The sequence below is a fragment of the Mesorhizobium waitakense genome, from assembly GCF_056431085.1.
Window position 1 is genome coordinate 14,283 of sequence record NZ_JBWKME010000182.1, and the last position, 15,048, is coordinate 29,330.

19 protein-coding genes and 1 pseudogene are annotated in these 15,048 nt (G+C 63.2%); 7 read left to right on the forward strand and 13 right to left on the reverse strand.

The window, feature by feature from the left end; translation table 11 throughout:
* Positions 1-3: 3 nt before the first annotated feature.
* The 3 genes from tolR to ybgC all read right to left on the reverse strand — a co-directional run bounded on the left by tolR (position 4) and on the right by ybgC (position 2,057).
* Positions 4-456, reverse strand: a complete 453-nt coding sequence (tolR, locus tag AC07FD_RS32895) for a protein TolR (protein ID WP_478353234.1) — start codon at positions 454-456, stop codon at positions 4-6.
* A 10-nt stretch (positions 457-466) separates the two neighbouring features.
* Positions 467-1,177, reverse strand: coding sequence for a protein TolQ (tolQ, locus tag AC07FD_RS32900; protein WP_478353235.1), 711 nt, complete (start codon positions 1,175-1,177; stop codon positions 467-469).
* A gap of 409 nt (positions 1,178-1,586) precedes the next feature.
* Positions 1,587-2,057, reverse strand: a complete 471-nt coding sequence (gene ybgC / locus AC07FD_RS32905; RefSeq protein WP_478353236.1) for a tol-pal system-associated acyl-CoA thioesterase — start codon at positions 2,055-2,057, stop codon at positions 1,587-1,589.
* 57 nt (positions 2,058-2,114) lie between these two features.
* Here ybgC and AC07FD_RS32910 point away from each other — a divergent pair, with 57 nt between their 5' ends.
* The gene (locus tag AC07FD_RS32910) at positions 2,115-3,365 is read left to right on the forward strand and encodes a glycoside hydrolase family 5 protein (protein ID WP_478353237.1); all 1,251 of its coding nucleotides are present in this window, start codon (positions 2,115-2,117) and stop codon (positions 3,363-3,365) included.
* A 4-nt stretch (positions 3,366-3,369) separates the two neighbouring features.
* Here AC07FD_RS32910 and AC07FD_RS32915 read toward each other — a convergent pair.
* The 8 genes and pseudogenes from AC07FD_RS32915 to AC07FD_RS32950 all read right to left on the reverse strand — a co-directional run bounded on the left by AC07FD_RS32915 (position 3,370) and on the right by AC07FD_RS32950 (position 8,885).
* Positions 3,370-4,267 (reverse strand): annotated as a pseudogene (locus AC07FD_RS32915) (metallophosphoesterase).
* Between the two features lie 148 nt (positions 4,268-4,415).
* A complete protein-coding gene (gene ruvB, locus AC07FD_RS32920; RefSeq protein WP_111548320.1) occupies positions 4,416-5,453 on the reverse strand; it encodes a Holliday junction branch migration DNA helicase RuvB in 1,038 nt (345 codons plus the stop codon).
* Positions 5,454-5,496: 43 nt separating this feature from the next.
* Entirely contained in the window at positions 5,497-6,117 is a 621-nt protein-coding gene (gene ruvA, locus AC07FD_RS32925; RefSeq protein ID WP_478353238.1) for a Holliday junction branch migration protein RuvA, read from the reverse strand.
* 27 nt (positions 6,118-6,144) lie between these two features.
* Positions 6,145-6,564, reverse strand: coding sequence for a type II toxin-antitoxin system VapC family toxin (locus tag AC07FD_RS32930; protein WP_478353239.1), 420 nt, complete (start codon positions 6,562-6,564; stop codon positions 6,145-6,147).
* Positions 6,542-6,811, reverse strand: a complete 270-nt coding sequence (locus AC07FD_RS32935) for an AbrB/MazE/SpoVT family DNA-binding domain-containing protein (protein WP_478353240.1) — start codon at positions 6,809-6,811, stop codon at positions 6,542-6,544. The genes AC07FD_RS32930 and AC07FD_RS32935 overlap by 23 nt, the downstream gene beginning before the upstream one ends.
* 56 nt (positions 6,812-6,867) lie before the next feature.
* A complete protein-coding gene (gene ruvC, locus AC07FD_RS32940; RefSeq protein WP_095089535.1) occupies positions 6,868-7,377 on the reverse strand; it encodes a crossover junction endodeoxyribonuclease RuvC in 510 nt (169 codons plus the stop codon).
* Between the two features lie 74 nt (positions 7,378-7,451).
* On the reverse strand, positions 7,452-7,985 hold the full coding sequence (gene rcdA / locus AC07FD_RS32945) for a protease adaptor protein RcdA (RefSeq protein WP_095089536.1): 534 nt from the start codon (positions 7,983-7,985) through the stop codon (positions 7,452-7,454).
* A 519-nt stretch (positions 7,986-8,504) separates the two neighbouring features.
* A complete protein-coding gene (locus AC07FD_RS32950; protein WP_457150855.1) occupies positions 8,505-8,885 on the reverse strand; it encodes a hypothetical protein in 381 nt (126 codons plus the stop codon).
* Positions 8,886-9,209: 324 nt separating this feature from the next.
* On the opposite strand from AC07FD_RS32950, the gene AC07FD_RS32955 reads away from it, so the two are divergent.
* Complete coding sequence (locus tag AC07FD_RS32955) at positions 9,210-9,761, forward strand: DUF2269 family protein (RefSeq protein ID WP_478353241.1); 552 nt, start codon at positions 9,210-9,212, stop codon at positions 9,759-9,761.
* Positions 9,762-9,799: 38 nt separating this feature from the next.
* Here the strand turns inward: AC07FD_RS32955 and AC07FD_RS32960 are convergent, their stop codons facing one another.
* Positions 9,800-10,570 (reverse strand): sulfite exporter TauE/SafE family protein, encoded by a 771-nt coding sequence (locus AC07FD_RS32960; RefSeq protein ID WP_478353242.1) that lies wholly within the window; start codon positions 10,568-10,570, stop codon positions 9,800-9,802.
* Between the two features lie 110 nt (positions 10,571-10,680).
* On the reverse strand, positions 10,681-11,160 hold the full coding sequence (locus AC07FD_RS32965) for an Lrp/AsnC family transcriptional regulator (protein WP_478353243.1): 480 nt from the start codon (positions 11,158-11,160) through the stop codon (positions 10,681-10,683).
* A gap of 132 nt (positions 11,161-11,292) precedes the next feature.
* On the opposite strand from AC07FD_RS32965, the gene AC07FD_RS32970 reads away from it, so the two are divergent.
* From AC07FD_RS32970 to efp, 5 genes are all read left to right on the forward strand, one after another.
* A complete protein-coding gene (locus AC07FD_RS32970; protein WP_478353244.1) occupies positions 11,293-12,198 on the forward strand; it encodes a DMT family transporter in 906 nt (301 codons plus the stop codon).
* Positions 12,199-12,331: 133 nt separating this feature from the next.
* Positions 12,332-12,979, forward strand: a complete 648-nt coding sequence (locus AC07FD_RS32975; protein ID WP_477284861.1) for a thiamine phosphate synthase — start codon at positions 12,332-12,334, stop codon at positions 12,977-12,979.
* Between the two features lie 46 nt (positions 12,980-13,025).
* On the forward strand, positions 13,026-14,021 hold the full coding sequence (locus AC07FD_RS32980; RefSeq protein WP_478353245.1) for a tetratricopeptide repeat protein: 996 nt from the start codon (positions 13,026-13,028) through the stop codon (positions 14,019-14,021).
* Positions 14,022-14,042: 21 nt separating this feature from the next.
* On the forward strand, positions 14,043-14,465 hold the full coding sequence (locus tag AC07FD_RS32985; protein WP_478353246.1) for a hypothetical protein: 423 nt from the start codon (positions 14,043-14,045) through the stop codon (positions 14,463-14,465).
* Positions 14,413-14,979 carry an elongation factor P gene (gene efp / locus AC07FD_RS32990; RefSeq protein WP_095084240.1) on the forward strand — a complete coding sequence of 189 codons (567 nt, stop codon included), beginning with the start codon at positions 14,413-14,415 and terminating at the stop codon, positions 14,977-14,979. The genes AC07FD_RS32985 and efp overlap by 53 nt, the downstream gene beginning before the upstream one ends.
* Positions 14,980-15,048 lie beyond the last annotated feature (69 nt).

A 15,048-nucleotide genomic window follows, 5' to 3' on the forward strand; every position in this document is an offset into this window, starting at 1 on the left:
CGTCTATTGATCCTGTTCCTGCAGTGAAACCAGGCCGATATTCTTGTAGCCAGCGGCCGAAATGCGGGCCATCACCTTCATCGCCGTGCCATAGTCGGTGGACTTGTCGCCACGGATGAAGATGCGCTCTTCATAGCCGGTCTTCGAGATCGCCTGCAGCTTGGCCACCAGTTCCTCGATCGGGATCTCGGTTTCCTGCAGATAGATCTGGCCGCCGGCGTTGATCGACACGGTGATCGGCTGCGTGTCGGCGTTCATCGCCTTGGCCTGCGTGTCCGGCAGGTCGATCGGCACGCCGACCGTCAGCATCGGTGCCGCGACCATGAAGATGATCAGCAGCACCAGCATCACGTCGACCATCGGCGTGACGTTGATCTCAGACATCAGTGCATGGTGACGGCCGCGCCGCCTGTGGCCGCGCCCACCGCGTCCTCCCATGCCAACGGACATACCCATCAGTTACTCCTCAGGCCTTGGGGACCACTTTTTCATCGATTTGGCGCGAGAGTATGGCGGAGAACTCGTCGGAGAACCCTTCCATGCGCACCGCTATCTTGCTCGCGTCGGACGACAGTTTGTTGTAGGCGATGACGGCGGGTATGGCGGCGAGCAGGCCGATGGCCGTCGCCAGCAGCGCTTCGGCAATGCCGGGCGCGACCACCGCGAGACTGGTGTTCTTGGAGCCGGCGATCGCCTGGAACGAGGTCATGATGCCGATGACGGTGCCGAACAGGCCGATGAAGGGTGCCGCCGAGCCGGTGGTGGCGAGGAAGCCCAGGCGCCCCTCCAGCTTTTCCATCTCGCGGGTCAGCGCCAGGTCCATCGCCTTGTCGATGCGGGTCTGCAGGCCGAGCGGCGACTTGGCGCCCTTCTCGAAGCTTTTCTTCCATTCGCGCATCGCCGCCACGAAAATGGCGCCCATGCCGGTGGTCTTGCGGTCGGCGAGCGTGCGGTAAAGTTCTTCCAGCGACTGCCCGGACCAGAACACCTGCTCGAACCGGTTGAGTGACAGCCGCATGCGGGCGTAGGCAACCAACTTGTCGACGATGATTGCCCAGGTCCAGACCGAAGCGCAGAGCAAACCGATCATGACCAGCTTGACCACCCAGCTGGCCTGCATGAACAGCGCCCAAATCGACAATTGCGCGCCCGGTTCGGCGAGTGCGATATTTTCCATCGTTACGTCCTTAAGATTTTCCGGGCGAAGCTGGCGGCTGGCCCCTGGCATCCCTTGTGGTCGGTTCGCACGCAGCTACCGGAACAACCCCAAACCGTGCCTTTGGTGGCCTTTTCGGGGCAAATATTGGTGAAAGGAAGGCGCTTGATAACGCCAATCTTCACCAATCTCTTCATGAACCGTTATGGTTAAGGATGGGTTAGTCCATAAGGCGCGGCGCATTGCCGCGTCCCGCCATCGCAATGCCGTCGCTTCGATGCCTGGACCAGGGTGTGCTGAGATTCAGGTCAGACCGAGTCAGACCGAGCCGAAAACGGTGGTTTCCGAGAACCGGAGCGGAGCGTACTTGAAGTACGTGAGCACCGGAAGCGTAGGAAACCGCCGTTTGCAGGCCGGCATCACCTGAATATCAGCGCACCCGTGGCATGAACGCCGCCATCCATTCCCTCGGAAAGCGCCTTGGCCTGCCATTCTCGCCGATGATAGCCGCCTCGACGTTGGCCTCGACCAGCACCTCGTCGCCGCGTTTGAGCTGCTGCGCCATAAAGATGCGCGCACCGGAAATGTCCTCGGTGCGGGTCTCGATCGTCAGGATGTCGTCGATGCGGGCGGGGCCGCGAAAATTGATCTCCATACGACGCACCACCCAGACGATCTTCTCGCCATGCTTGCCGTCGGCGAGCTCGGTGTGGTGCACGCCGGTCAGCCTGAGATAGTCGGAGCGGCCGCGTTCGAAGAATTCGAGATAGCGCGCATGGTAGACGACGCCGGAGAAATCGGTGTCGGCGTAATAGACGCGCGCCATCAGCCGGTGGCCGAATTCCGTCAACGCGCCGGAAAGCCCTGCCAGCAACGCCTCCGATTCACCATGATCGTCCATTGCGCTTCCTTTTTCAGTCCCGACCGGGCACGTGTTTTCCGCGCGACATAGCATCGGATGGCACTGTTGACGGCGATGATCAAGACCTTGGTGGCGGCGCTGTTCGTGCTGGTGGCTCTGTCGCTGCCCGGCCAGGCGGCCACCTTCTCGATGAAGCGCGGCCTTAATCTCGACCAGTGGACCACATGGCCGGGCGAGGACCAGTGGGGCGATGCCAAGGCGATCCTGCCCTATCCGGAATGGCGCAAATTCCTTCGGGATGAGGACCTCAAGGCGCTTAAGGAGGCAGGCTTCGATTTCCTGCGCATGCCGGTCGATCCGTCGCCTTTCCTGTCCGGCCAGACCGTGGCCTTGCGCGACGACCTCTATGCCAGCGTGCTGGACTCTGTGCGCATGATCAACCGCGCTGGGCTGAAAGTGATCGTCGACATGCACCTGATCCCGGCCGGCGGCAGCCGCAAGATCGGCATGGCCGAAGTGATGGATGACCCGCGCACCTTCGACGCCTATGTCGACATGGTGCGCGAGATGGCCCGCACGCTGGCCGGCGAAGATCCCGAAAAGGTCGCCTTCGAGCCCATGAACGAGCCGATCGTCGACTGCGACAGCGACGGCACCAGCCTTTGGCCTGAGCGTCAGCAGAAACTGTTCGCGGCGGCGCGCTCCTCGGCGACGAAACTGACCCTGGTGCTGACCGGCGCCTGTTATTCGGCCGCGACGTCACTGGAGAAAATCGATCCGAAGACGATCCCTGACGACAATGTCATCTGGACCTTCCACTCCTACGATCCGTTCCTGCTCACCCATCAGGGCGCGACCTGGGCCGGCGACTTCATCCCCTATGTGACCGGCCTGCCCTTTCCGCTGACCGCGGTGCCACAGGCACAGCTCGAGGTGACGCTCGACACCATCCGCGCCAGGATCAAGGCAGAGGCGCCGTGGACACGGCAGAGCGGCCTGCTTGCCTATCTCGACGAACAGGTAGCCAGCATGGACAGCCCCGACAAGCTGCTCGGCCTCATGGATGCACCATTCAGACAAGTCGAGGTGTGGGCGAAGGCCAACGGCATCAAGCCGCAGAACGTCACGCTGGGCGAGTTCGGCATGATCCGCCAGGAATATGGCAACGCCTATGTGATGCCGGCCGCGTACCGCGCCGCCTATGTCAGCGACATGATCGCACGAGCCGAGGCGCACGGGTTCTCATGGTCGGTGTGGAGCTATGGCGGCGCCTTCGGCATCGTCGATGCCTTCGACGGCGACAGAGCCGAGCCTGAGGTGATGGATGTGATCCGCGCCCTGCATTGACCGCTCAACCAAGGTCGATCGACAGGATTTCAGGGCGCATCCCGAAACGCACCGGCACAATGCTGAAGCCAAGCCCGCCCGAGACGATCAGATTGCAGTCGTTCTCGACGACATGGCCATAGGCATAGCGATTGCCGAACCGCGACGGCACGACCGGCGAGTAGCCGAACAGCCGTACCTGTCCGCCATGGGTGTGGCCCGACAGGGTCAGCGACACCCGCGACGGTACGGTGGGAAAAATATCGGGCTCATGCGCGAGCAGGATGACCGGCGCGGCATCGGTGACCTTGGCCAGCGTGCCGTCAAGATCGTCAAGCCCCTTGAAGCCGGCGCGAGCCCTGATCGGCAGCAGGGCCAGCTGATCGGCGAGCCCGGCGATCCAGACGCCATGCCCGTCGTTCTCCAGGCGCATGACATCGTTCTCCAGGACCGGAATGCCGACTTTCTCCAAGGCTTTACGTGCAATGGTCGGGCCGACGCCGGCGCGCTGCGCGAAGCCATCGCCCCACCAGTCGTGGTTGCCAAGGATCGACAGCACGCCGAGCGGTGCCTTGAGGCCCGACAGCGCGGATGCCCATTGCGACGGCGCCACCGGCCCGGTCACCAGGGGCATGCCAGCGATGTAGTCGCCAAGCAGGACGATCACGTCCGCTTGCTGCGCATTCGCGTCTTCGACAAGCGAAGCGATCCGCTCCGGTGTCATCCACGGCCGGCAGGCATGGATGTCGGCAAGTGCGACGATGCGCAGTTTCAATCCCGCCGGCCAATGCGGCGGCGTCAAACGCATAACGCTTCACATGCGTCAGCAGCATCGGTTCGATGCCGGCCGCATAGGCGCTGAGCGCGGCGACCGACAGAAACGACCCGCCGACGAAGCGCAGGAACCCGCGTCTGGTTATCATACTCGGCTCCGGACAAGATCGCGGCGACAGTCGCCAAGGCCGCGTTAAAGTCCATGATTGCGCCGGCAAACCGGCGAAGCTGAGGAGATTTTGCGCAAGGACGGTCACGGATCCTTGATCGCCGATCCCAGTCCAATCGTCCGGACCGCTACTCTTCTTGGAACAGGTTGATCTGCTGCTGCGCCAGATCCTTCGGCGCATCGAGGCCGAGGTGCCGCCAGGCATTGGCCGTCAGCATCCGGCCGCGCGGCGTGCGTTGGATGAAGCCCTGCTGGATCAGATAGGGTTCGATGATGTCCTCGATGGCGTCGCGCGGCTCGGACAGGCCGGCTGCGATCGTCTCGATGCCGACCGGGCCACCGCCGAAATTGCGGGCGATCATCGACAGATACCGGCGGTCGAGGGCGTCGAGGCCGAGCGCGTCGACCTCCAGCCGGGTGAGCGCCTCGTCGGCAATCTGGCGATCGACATGGCCATCGCCAGCGACCGAGGCGAAATCGCGCACCCGGCGCAACAGCCTTCCGGCAATGCGGGGCGTGCCCCGCGCGCGCCGCGCGATCTCCAGCGCGCCATCGTCGCCAAGCGGCATTTGCAGGATGCGCGCACCGCGCCGCACGATCTGCTCCAGTTCCTCGACCGAATAGAAATTCAGCCGCACCGGAATGCCGAAACGGTCGCGCAGCGGGTTGGTCAGCAGGCCAAGCCGCGTGGTGGCGGCGACCAGCGTAAAGCGAGCAAGGTCGATCTTGACCGAGCGCGCCGCCGGGCCCTCGCCGATGATCAGGTCGAGCTGGAAATCCTCCATTGCCGGATAGAGGATTTCCTCCACCGCCGGGCTCAGCCGGTGGATCTCGTCAATGAACAGCACGTCGCCTTCTTCGAGATTGGTGAGCAGGGCGGCGAGATCGCCGGCCTTGGCGATGACCGGCCCGGAGGTCGAGCGGAAATTGACGCCGAGTTCGCGCGCCATGATCTGCGCCAGCGTCGTCTTGCCGAGACCCGGCGGCCCGACGAACAGCACATGGTCGAGTGCCTCGTTGCGGCCCTTGGCGGCCTCGATGAACACTTTGAGATTGGCCCGCACCGCTGCCTGGCCAACGAAATCGTCAAGCGTCTGCGGCCGCAAGGTCTGCTCGGCATCCTCGCCGCGTTTTTCGGGCGTAATGAGGCGGGGTGACAGGCTCATGGCACCTTCCTTGCACGCGGCAAGGACCTGAACAAGCGACGCCTCACCGCGCCAGTTCCTTCAGGCCGAAACGGATCAGCTTCGGTGCATCGGCATCCTCGCCCGCTGTCTTGAGCGCCGCCGCCACCGCATTGGCGGCTGTGTCGCGCGAATAGCCGAGATTGACCAGCGCCGAGACGGCGTCGGTGATCGGCGCCGGAGCAACGCCTTCGCCGAGTTCCTGCTTCAAGCCGATGGTGCCCGAGGCGGTGCCCGCATAGGCCGGCGCCTTGTTCTTCAACTCGGTGACGATGCGCTCGGCCACCTTCTTGCCGACGCCAGGCGCACGAGAGACCATGGCGATGTCGCGCAGCGCAATGGCGTTGGCGAGATCGGCCGGCGCCAATGTCGACAGGATGGCCAGCGCCACCTTGGCGCCGACGCCTGGCACATTGTTCATCAGCAGCCGGAACCATTCGCGCTCCAGCTGCGACCGGAAGCCGTAGAGCCGCAGCATGTCCTCGCGCACGTAGGTCTCGATGAACAGCACCACCGCTTCGCCCGGCGCCGGCAGCGCGGCCAGCGTGCGCGCCGAGCAATAGGCGACATAGCCGACACCATGGATATCGACGAGGCAATGGTCCTCGTCGATCTCGTCGAGCGTGCCCTTGAGTTTGCCGATCATGCCAGATCTTTCATGGAAGATGGGCCTTCATGGGTGCGTTTCAGGAGAGATGATGTCGAGATCCGGGAAGTAACTGCGGTAGCGGGCAGCGTCGCGGGTCAGCAGACGATGTCCGGCAACGGTCGCATGGGCTCCGATGAAAAAGTCTGGCAACGTCCGCTCGCGAACCCCGCCAGCACGGCGATAGCGGGAATGCGTAACGCCTGCAAGGAATGCCGCGTCCCAAGGCAGAAACTCAAGATCCATCTCGAGCATGTCGACTGCTTTTCGAAGCGCCGTCTCTGTCGCTATCAGCGGCGCGAGCTCGGACCAGATGATCGTATTGATCAGCAAGGCTCCATCGCGGCGACAGGAAACAATCGCCGATGCCGACCATTTTGTCAGCGGTCCGGCCGGTCCCCAGACGTCGATCAGGACATTTGTGTCAATCAACGTCGAGATCTTCACGCGGCCCCCTCAACCACTCCATGTATTCGTCGGTCGTCATGCCTCCCAGATCCAGAGTCCCCTCCATCCGGTCAAGCACATCACTGAACCTGCGGGATGCCTCTTCCTCGGACAGGTTTTCGTTGACGGCGACAAGACGAGCGCCCTCGTCGGTGGCCACGAACTCCACCTCGGAGCCCGGGCCGATTCCCAGATGGTCTCTTATCTGTTTGGGGATTGTGACTTGCCCCTTGGTGGTCACGCGCATGGTAATACCTCAGAAGTATTACTTATCGCAGGCACGGGAACAAGTCAAGAACATTGCTACCCGGCGAGTGCCATCCGATAGGCGACGCTTTGCCGGTGATGCGCATGGCAGATGGCGATGGCGAGAGCGTCGGCGGCATGCTCGGTGTCGAAAGTGGCCTTCGGCAACAGCACCTTCACCATCATGTGGATCTGTTTCTTGTCGCCATGGCCGACGCCGATCACCGCCTTCTTGACGGCGTTGGGCGCATATTCGGCAACGACGAGCCCCGCGCGCGCCGGCACCAGCATGGCGATGCCGCGCGCCTGGCCGAGCTTCAGCGTCGCCACCGCGTCCTTGTTGACGAAGGTCTGTTCGACCGCGGCCTCGTGCGGCATGGCGGTGTGCAGGATTTCGGCGAGCCCGTCATGCAATTGGCAGAGCCGCGTCGCCAGTGCCGCCTTGTCGTCGGAACGCACGGTGCCTGAGGCAACGAAGCGCAATGAATTGCCAAGGCTCTCGACGATGCCCCAGCCGGTGCGCCTGAGCCCCGGATCGATACCGATGATGCGAATCGCTTCCCCCATCCCGCCAGTCTACCTCCGACGGACAGCGATGCCAGCGAAATGTGAACAAACCGGAAACGAATGGCCGCCCAGGTTTAGCCGCGAGCGAAAGCCGTGTTCAGCAGGCTGATCTGGTCGGAAACCGGATTGGGGCGGCGGGCCGCCGGTTGCATGTCGACCACGGCGTCGGAGCCGTAGATCTCCTCGTCCATGCGGCGCACCAGCGCCTGCAGGCGCAGCGAGCGGGTGACGAGGTCGAGGAAATCCTCGGGCAGTTCGGCCCAGCCCGCGGCTTCGTCATGGGCGGAAGCGGTGTCAAGGCGCACCTTGGACTTCTCCGACGCAACCTGGTCGCGGGTCATCTCACCGGAATTCGCGGCGCGCTGCAAAAGCAGCCACGAGGCAACCTGCATCAGCCTTGTGGTCAGCCGCATCGATTCGGCCGCATAGAGCGTGGCCCCCAGCCTGGACAATTTCTTTGCCTCGGCCCGGCCCTTGCCGTCGAGATACTCCGCCGCCTGTTCGACCAGGCCCATACCTTCCTGGTAAAGCGGCTTGAAGGATTGCGTGAAAACCCGGCGCTCCGCCAGCTTGACGGTTTTCGCACTGCCCGTCGAAGGCTCGTTCATTGCTACGCCCCTGCACCTACAGCCGGCTGATTCGGCTCACTGCCGATACACCCGGCAGCCTATATGACTGAAGCTTCAAAATGCGCTTCGTCACCCGCGATGGCAAGCACATGTTTAACAGAAGGTTAACGGCGAGCCGACATCGGACGCCCCCGGAATCCAGACAAAAAAAGAGCCGCGGATAAGGCGGCTCTCAGGAGTTTAACAGGGAGGCGTCAAACAAAGTGGCTCCAACCACTCGGTAAGAATCCAGATCACTGGATGGACATAGTAAACACCTGTAAAGCTTAATGAAGCCTTAACGGCGCGCGTGTTTTTTGATCCAACGCCGCTGTCCTGTGCCGTAACAGCACAGCCCGAACCTCACCTCCAGAGTCCGTTTCGAAATTCGCTCTGGCGAGTCACATGGCGGTGGTTTCGAGAACCGGAGCGGAGCGGACATTTGGTCCGTGAGCACCGGAGGCGCAGAAAACCCCATCAGATGGCCGCCAGAGTAGAGTTTCCGGACAGGCTCTCGGCTCAGGCTTTCTTCCAGACGGCCGGCAAGGCGATGAAGGCAAACAGCAGCATGGCCGCGTAGAAGCCCATCGAAGAAATCCCGACCAGCGGTTCGATCGCGGCATTGCCGGCAAGCAGGAAATAGAGACCGATCAACAGGCCGATGCCGCTGATTGCCGTCAGCCAGAAATGGATGGTGGCGAGCATCTTTTGTCCGACTGCCGGAAATAGATGGTAGAAGAAGGCGAAGACCGCCGACATCAGCCATCCGGCCACCATCGTGTGGGCGTGGGTCGGCATCTGGCTATGGTCCTGGCTGATCGCCATGTGCAGGCCGAGCGCCATTCCGCACAGCGAATAGATGATGGCCAGCGTGAAGAAATTCCGTGCTACCCCTTGCATAATGTCCCCTCCCTCTTCCCGTGTGCGGGAATGGGTTGTTGTCAGGCGAATCTTGTCGCCACCGGGCTCCCGGCATTGGCGCACTAGCATCGGCACTGTTTCCAGACGATGTCGCGCCAACCCCTCCCGACACTTCTCCCAATAGCAGAAAACCAGGAAGCGCATTCGCCATCTCAGTGGCTTCGTGTGCTGGCTGCAAACTGAAACAGAACCGGCTTTTCGCGACATCGTTCCGAAACGGGCGCGGCGCTAAACGCTCGCTCCTCTGACGGCCGGCGCAAATCGCCCCTGCCGCATCCCCTCCAGAACACTCCAGGAGCAACTATGGACTGGTACTCGATCGTAAAATTCCTTCATGTCGTCACGGCCATTCTATGGGTCGGAGGCGGCTTCGTGTTGTTCCTCCTCGGCGTGCTTGCCGAGCGCGCCGGCAACATTGAGGACAAGTTGCAGGCGATGCGCGCCAGCGGACAGTTGGGTGGTCGTTTCTTCGCTCCGATGTCGATGCTGACCCTGATCTTCGGCCTCATCATGTGCAGTTTCTGGGTTGGCTTTTCGGATCTATGGATCATCATCGGTCTGGTCAGCTACGCCACGACCTTTTCGATCGGCATGTTCATCTTCAAGCCAACGGGCGAGCGCATGGGATCGATGATCGCCAAGGATGGTGTCACGCCTGCTGTTCTGGCCATCGGCCAGCGCATGATGAGCGCCGCACGCTTCGACTACGCAGTGATGCTGGTGGTCATCGCCGACATGGTGCTCAAGCCGACTGTGCATGACATCGGTATTCTTGCTGGCATGGTGCTGGTCGTCGTGGTCGGCGCCACACTGGCCCTTGGCGTCGACCGTCGCCTCGTGCCGAGCGCCGCCTGACACCGCCGTGATGATGAGGGCGGCTGCACGACCGCCCCCTACATAAGGCCGGCGATGCCGTCCCACAGCAGCTTCAGCGCCACCACCGCCACGGTTGCGTAGGTGAAGGGATAGAAGGTTTCAGGGCGCATCCGCCGCACCAGCCAGGCGCCGGCGACGGTCGAGAGCGGCGCCAGCGGCATCAGCACCGCCGACGCCGTCAGGTTGGCGGTGTCGAACTGGCCGAGCGCGAAATAGGGAATGAGCTTCAGCGCATTGGTTGCGGCAAAGAAGATCGCCGCGGTGCCCGACAGAATTTTGGGATCGAGCCGGATCGGCAAGGCATAGACCTGGAACGGCGGGCCGCCGACATGGGCGACGAAGCTGGTGAAGCCGGCGACCGTTCCCCAGATGGCGGCAGCCATGCGATTCGGCGCGACCGCGTGGTCGGCGCCATGGCGAAACTGCAGATAGAGCCAGCGCAGGACGAAGATGATGGCGACGGCGCCGACGATCAGCCGTACCGCCTCCTCGGTGACCAATGCTGCCGTCAGCCAGCCGAGACCGATGCCGACGACCGCGCCCGGCATCATGTCGACCAGCATCTTGCGGTCGTAGACACCCCACCATGTCCACACCGACACGATGTCCATCAGGCACAGGATCGGCAGGAGGATCGCCGCCGCCTGCACCGGCGGCATGGTCAGCGCCATCAAGGGCACGCCGACGAAACCAACGGCGCCGCCGAAGCCGCCCTTGGACAGGCCGACCAGAATGACCGCTGGAATGGCGGCCGCGTAGAACCACGGATCGAGAAGTAGGCCTGACATGGGGAGGGGCTGGGCTGGAGGGAAGCGTATCGACGCCTGAATAGCCCAGATTCCCCAGCGGAGCGACAGCAAATATACCCCACCGGCCGCCGGCGTTTCACCCGGCGTGATCAGGAAGCCTGCAAGATCTTTGCCCTGTCACGCGGGGCGGTTGCGTCGAGCGGTGGCGGCCGCCGCCGGATCGGCTGCGCTTTGATGATGGCGGTGCTCGTCTCGGCCTTGTCGGCGATGCGGTCGAGAATGCCGTCGAGATCGCCGATCGAGCGTACGAACAGCCGGGCGACGAAGCAGTCATCGCCCGTCACTTTGTCGCATTCGCCAAATTCGGGGATCTCCTCGATCAGCTTCTGGACGATGTGCAGCTTGCCCGGCAAAGGCCGGATGCGCACGATAGCCTGCAACGTATAGCCGAGCGCCACCGGATCGATCTCGACGGTGAACGCCCGGATGACGCCGCGTTCCTCGAGCCGTCGAAGCCGTTCCGAGACGCTCGGCGATGACAGCCCGACCTGGGCAGCTAGGTCCTTCAGCGAGGTCCGCGCGTCCTTGATCAGAATTTCGAGGAGGCGCCGGTCGAGGTCGTCAAGCATTTTACATTTCCTGAAAATTTCGAGGCGAAGCCTAATATAATTAGGTAATTTTCCTATACTACCTTTCTCATCAGATGGAAAGCTTCGTTGCCGCATGAGATTATACCGGCTCAACGGGTTCGGAGGTTTGTCGTGAACGATACAGTGCGCGGTACGGTCGAAATGTCCGCCGCAATGGCGATCCTGGGGACGATCGGATGGTTCGTCGTCATGTCCGGCCAGCCGATCATGGACGTGGTGTTCTGGCGTTGCGCGTTCGGCGCGCTGACGCTGCTTGTCATCTGCGCCGGGCTGGGGTTGCTGCGCAACAGCTTGTCGCTGCGCATCATCGGCTTCGCCGCGCTCGGCGGCGTCGCCATCGTCGTCAACTGGCTGCTGCTGTTCAGCGCGTTCTCGCGAGCGTCGATCTCGATCGCCACCGCCGTCTACAACACGCAGCCCTTCATGCTGGTCGGCTTCGGCGCGCTGTTCTTCGCCGAGCGGCTGACCCTGACCAAGCTGACCTGGCTGGCCATCGCCTTCGCCGGCATGGTGCTGATCGTGCAGGCCGCCCCCGATGCCGGCGATGTCGGCACCGATTACTTTACCGGCATCGTCATGGCGTTGGGCGCGGCTTTCTTCTGGGCCGTCGCCGCCATCGTCACCAAGAAGCTCAAGGGCACGCCGCCGCACCTGATCGCGCTGATCCAGGTCTGCGTTGGCGTCGTCATGCTGGCGCCCTTCGCCAACCTTTCCCAGCTTCCCACCGATGCGTGGAGTTGGGCCATGCTGGCGACGCTCGGCATCGTCCACACGGGCCTGATGTACATCCTGATGTACGGCGCTATCCAGAAGCTGCCGACGCATCTGCAGGGGTCGCTGTCCTTCATCTACCCGGTGGTGGCGATCCTGGTCGATGTCGTGGCCTTCGGCCATCGGCTGCATCTGAGCCAGATTGTCGGCGCCACCGCCATCCTGATCGCCGCCGCCGGCATGAATCTCGGCTGGACGCTGTGGAAGTCGAAGGCGCCCGTCGCGAGCCCGCACCCGATCAAGTGACACAGGCCCGCCGGCGGCCCGGCGGGTCACAATCGCGATCCCGGCTGCCCGCCTGTTCAAAGCGGGCACTTTGCTCTATGCCGCAATGCAACCATCTTCGCCCGGCATAGGCGAAACGCGGGATCGAAGAACCATGAATGACGCAACGCCCCCCAACCGCTGTCGCATCGTGCTGATCGCGCCGCCCGGCGTGCCGGCGGCCCGTATCGCCGCGGCATTCGAAGGCGGCGATGTCGCCTCGCTGATCCTGCCAGAGAACGGCATGGACGAGGCCTCCTTCCAGGCTTTCGCCGAACAGATCGTGCCGGCCGCGCAGGCCGCGGGCGTCGCTGTCGTCATCGCCGGCGACACCCGCATAGCCGGCCGCGTCCAGGCCGACGGTATCCATGTCGAGGTCTCCAAGGCCGAACTCGCCGAGACGATCGAACATTTCCAGGCAAAGATGATGGTCGGCGCCGGCGGCGCCAAGACACGCGACGACGCGCTCGAGCTTGGCGAGACACGGCCCGACTACATCTTCTTCGGCCGCTTCGGCTACGACAACAAGCCCGAACCGCACCCGCGCAACCTGTCGCTCGGCAAATGGTGGGCCGACATGATCCAGATACCTTGCATCGTCATGGCCGGATCCGACATCGCCTCGGTGGAAGCGGTGGGCGCCACCGGCGCCGAATTCGTGGCACTGTCGAGCGCCGTGTTCGCGGACGCCGCCGACCCCAAGGCAGCGGTCGCCAGCGCCAACGCGCTGCTCGACGAGACCGCGCCGCGTTTCGAGGACTGACGTGCCTTCGGCGACGCTTCCCCTCCAGGCTTTACTTGCGGTGCTCATGGTCCAGGCAGCGGCCGCGGAGAACATCCCGCTACCGCAACCCAAACCGGAAGCCGGCGTGCATACGGACAAGCCGATCGACAAGCCGCTGCCGCAACCCGCCACCACGGCTGAGCCGGCGCCGCTGCCATCGGCCGATGCCATCAACCCCGATCGCTTCGGCGCAAAGCCTGCCGACGCCGCCTATGGCGCTTTCCAGCGTGGTCTCTACAAGACGGCCTACAATCTCGCGTTGATCCGCGCGCAAGACGGCGACCCGGCGGCGCAGACGCTGGTCGCCGAGATCCTGTCGCGCGGGCTGGGAGTACCGCTCAATGCCGCGGAAGCGGCGAAATGGTACGCGCTTGCCGCCGAGCAGGGCGTGCCGGAATCGCAGTTCCAGTACGCGCTGATGCTGCTCGATGGCCGCTACGTCAAGAAGGACGAGAAAGGGGCCTATGCGCTGATGCAGGCAGCCGCCGAAGCCGGCAACCAGCTGGCGCAGTTCAATTTCGCGCAGATGCTGGTCCAGCAGGACCCCGGCGACGCCGGCCTCGCCAGAGCGGTCTCCTACTACGAGCGTGCCGCCGCCACCGGCCTCGCCGACGCGCAATATGCAATGTCGCAGATCTATGCCAATGGCGTCGCCGGCAAGCCGCGCGACGACGCGCAGGCAAGGCGCCTGCTGGCGCAGGCTGCACGCCAGAATTACGACACCGCGCAGATCGATCTCGCAGCCTGGATGATCGAGGGACGCGGTGGCGGCCGTGACCTGAAATCCGCCTTCGGCTGGATGAAGCAAGCGGCGGAGGGCGGCAATGTCGCCGCGCAGAACCGCCTTGCCAAGCTCTATATGCAAGGCATCGGCACCGATCCGGATCTTGTCCTCGCCGCGGCCTGGTACATCGTCGCCCGCCGCGCCGGTCTCATCGACCCGCAGATGGACGACTTCCTGCAGGGGTTGGACGACGACCAGACCAAGCAGGCGCTGCAGAAGGCGAACCGCCTGCCCTGACCGGGAATCCAGGCCCCGGCCATGCAGATGGAGTGGGTGCGCCTGGGTCACGGGCTCGGCCTGATGCCCATGCGTCTTCTGCGTCACCATCTGCCAAAGGGCGTGATGCTCATCGAGACAGGCGATCTCGACCTGTCCATCCGGGTCGTCGTCATGCGTTCGCCGCACATCCATCGACTGACAAAAGTCGCCGATGCCATCGCTGAATCCGTCGGCGCGGTGATCAACGGGGCGACTGACCCTGCATGCCATTGCACCGACCCGACCCGGGTGTTTCGTCGCTGCCGCTTGGCCCCAGCCTGCCCGCTCCCTTGCCTCTTCTGGCGATTTGTGGTCTTGGGAGCCCGAAATCGCTTTCCCAGCGAACATCTCATTCCCGGATCAGATCACTATGGCCAAGATCAATGGCAACGAAATCCGTCCCGGCTACGTCATCGAGCATGACGGCGGCCTGTGGGTGGCGGTCAGGACCAACACCGTCAAGCCAGGCAAGGGCGGCGCCTACAACCAGGTCGAACTGAAGAACCTCATCAACGGCACCAAGCTCAACGAGCGCTTCCGCTCGGCCGAGACGGTCGAGCAGATCCGGCTCGATCTCAAGGATTTTTCCTTCCTTTACGCGCAGGAAGACGCGCTGGTGTTCATGGACACCCAGAGCTACGAGCAGCTCGAATTGGCGAAGGACTTCGTCGGTGATCGCGCCGCCTTCCTGCAGGACGGCATGATGGTCACGGTCCAGCTTTATGAAGAGCGGCCGATCGGCATTTCTCTGCCCGACTATGTGACGCTGACCATCACCGAGGCCGATCCCGTGGTGAAGGGGCAGACGGCCGCGTCCTCCTACAAGCCGGCAGTACTGGAGAACGGCATCCGTGTGCTGGTACCGCCCTTCATCGGCGCCGGCGAACGCATCATCGTCGACACCAACGAAATCACTTACGTGCGCCGCGCAGACTGATGCATGTCGCCCAAGAGTGGCCCCGGTTTTGGGTCACCGACATGCATCAAGACAGCGCTTGAAGCGCAG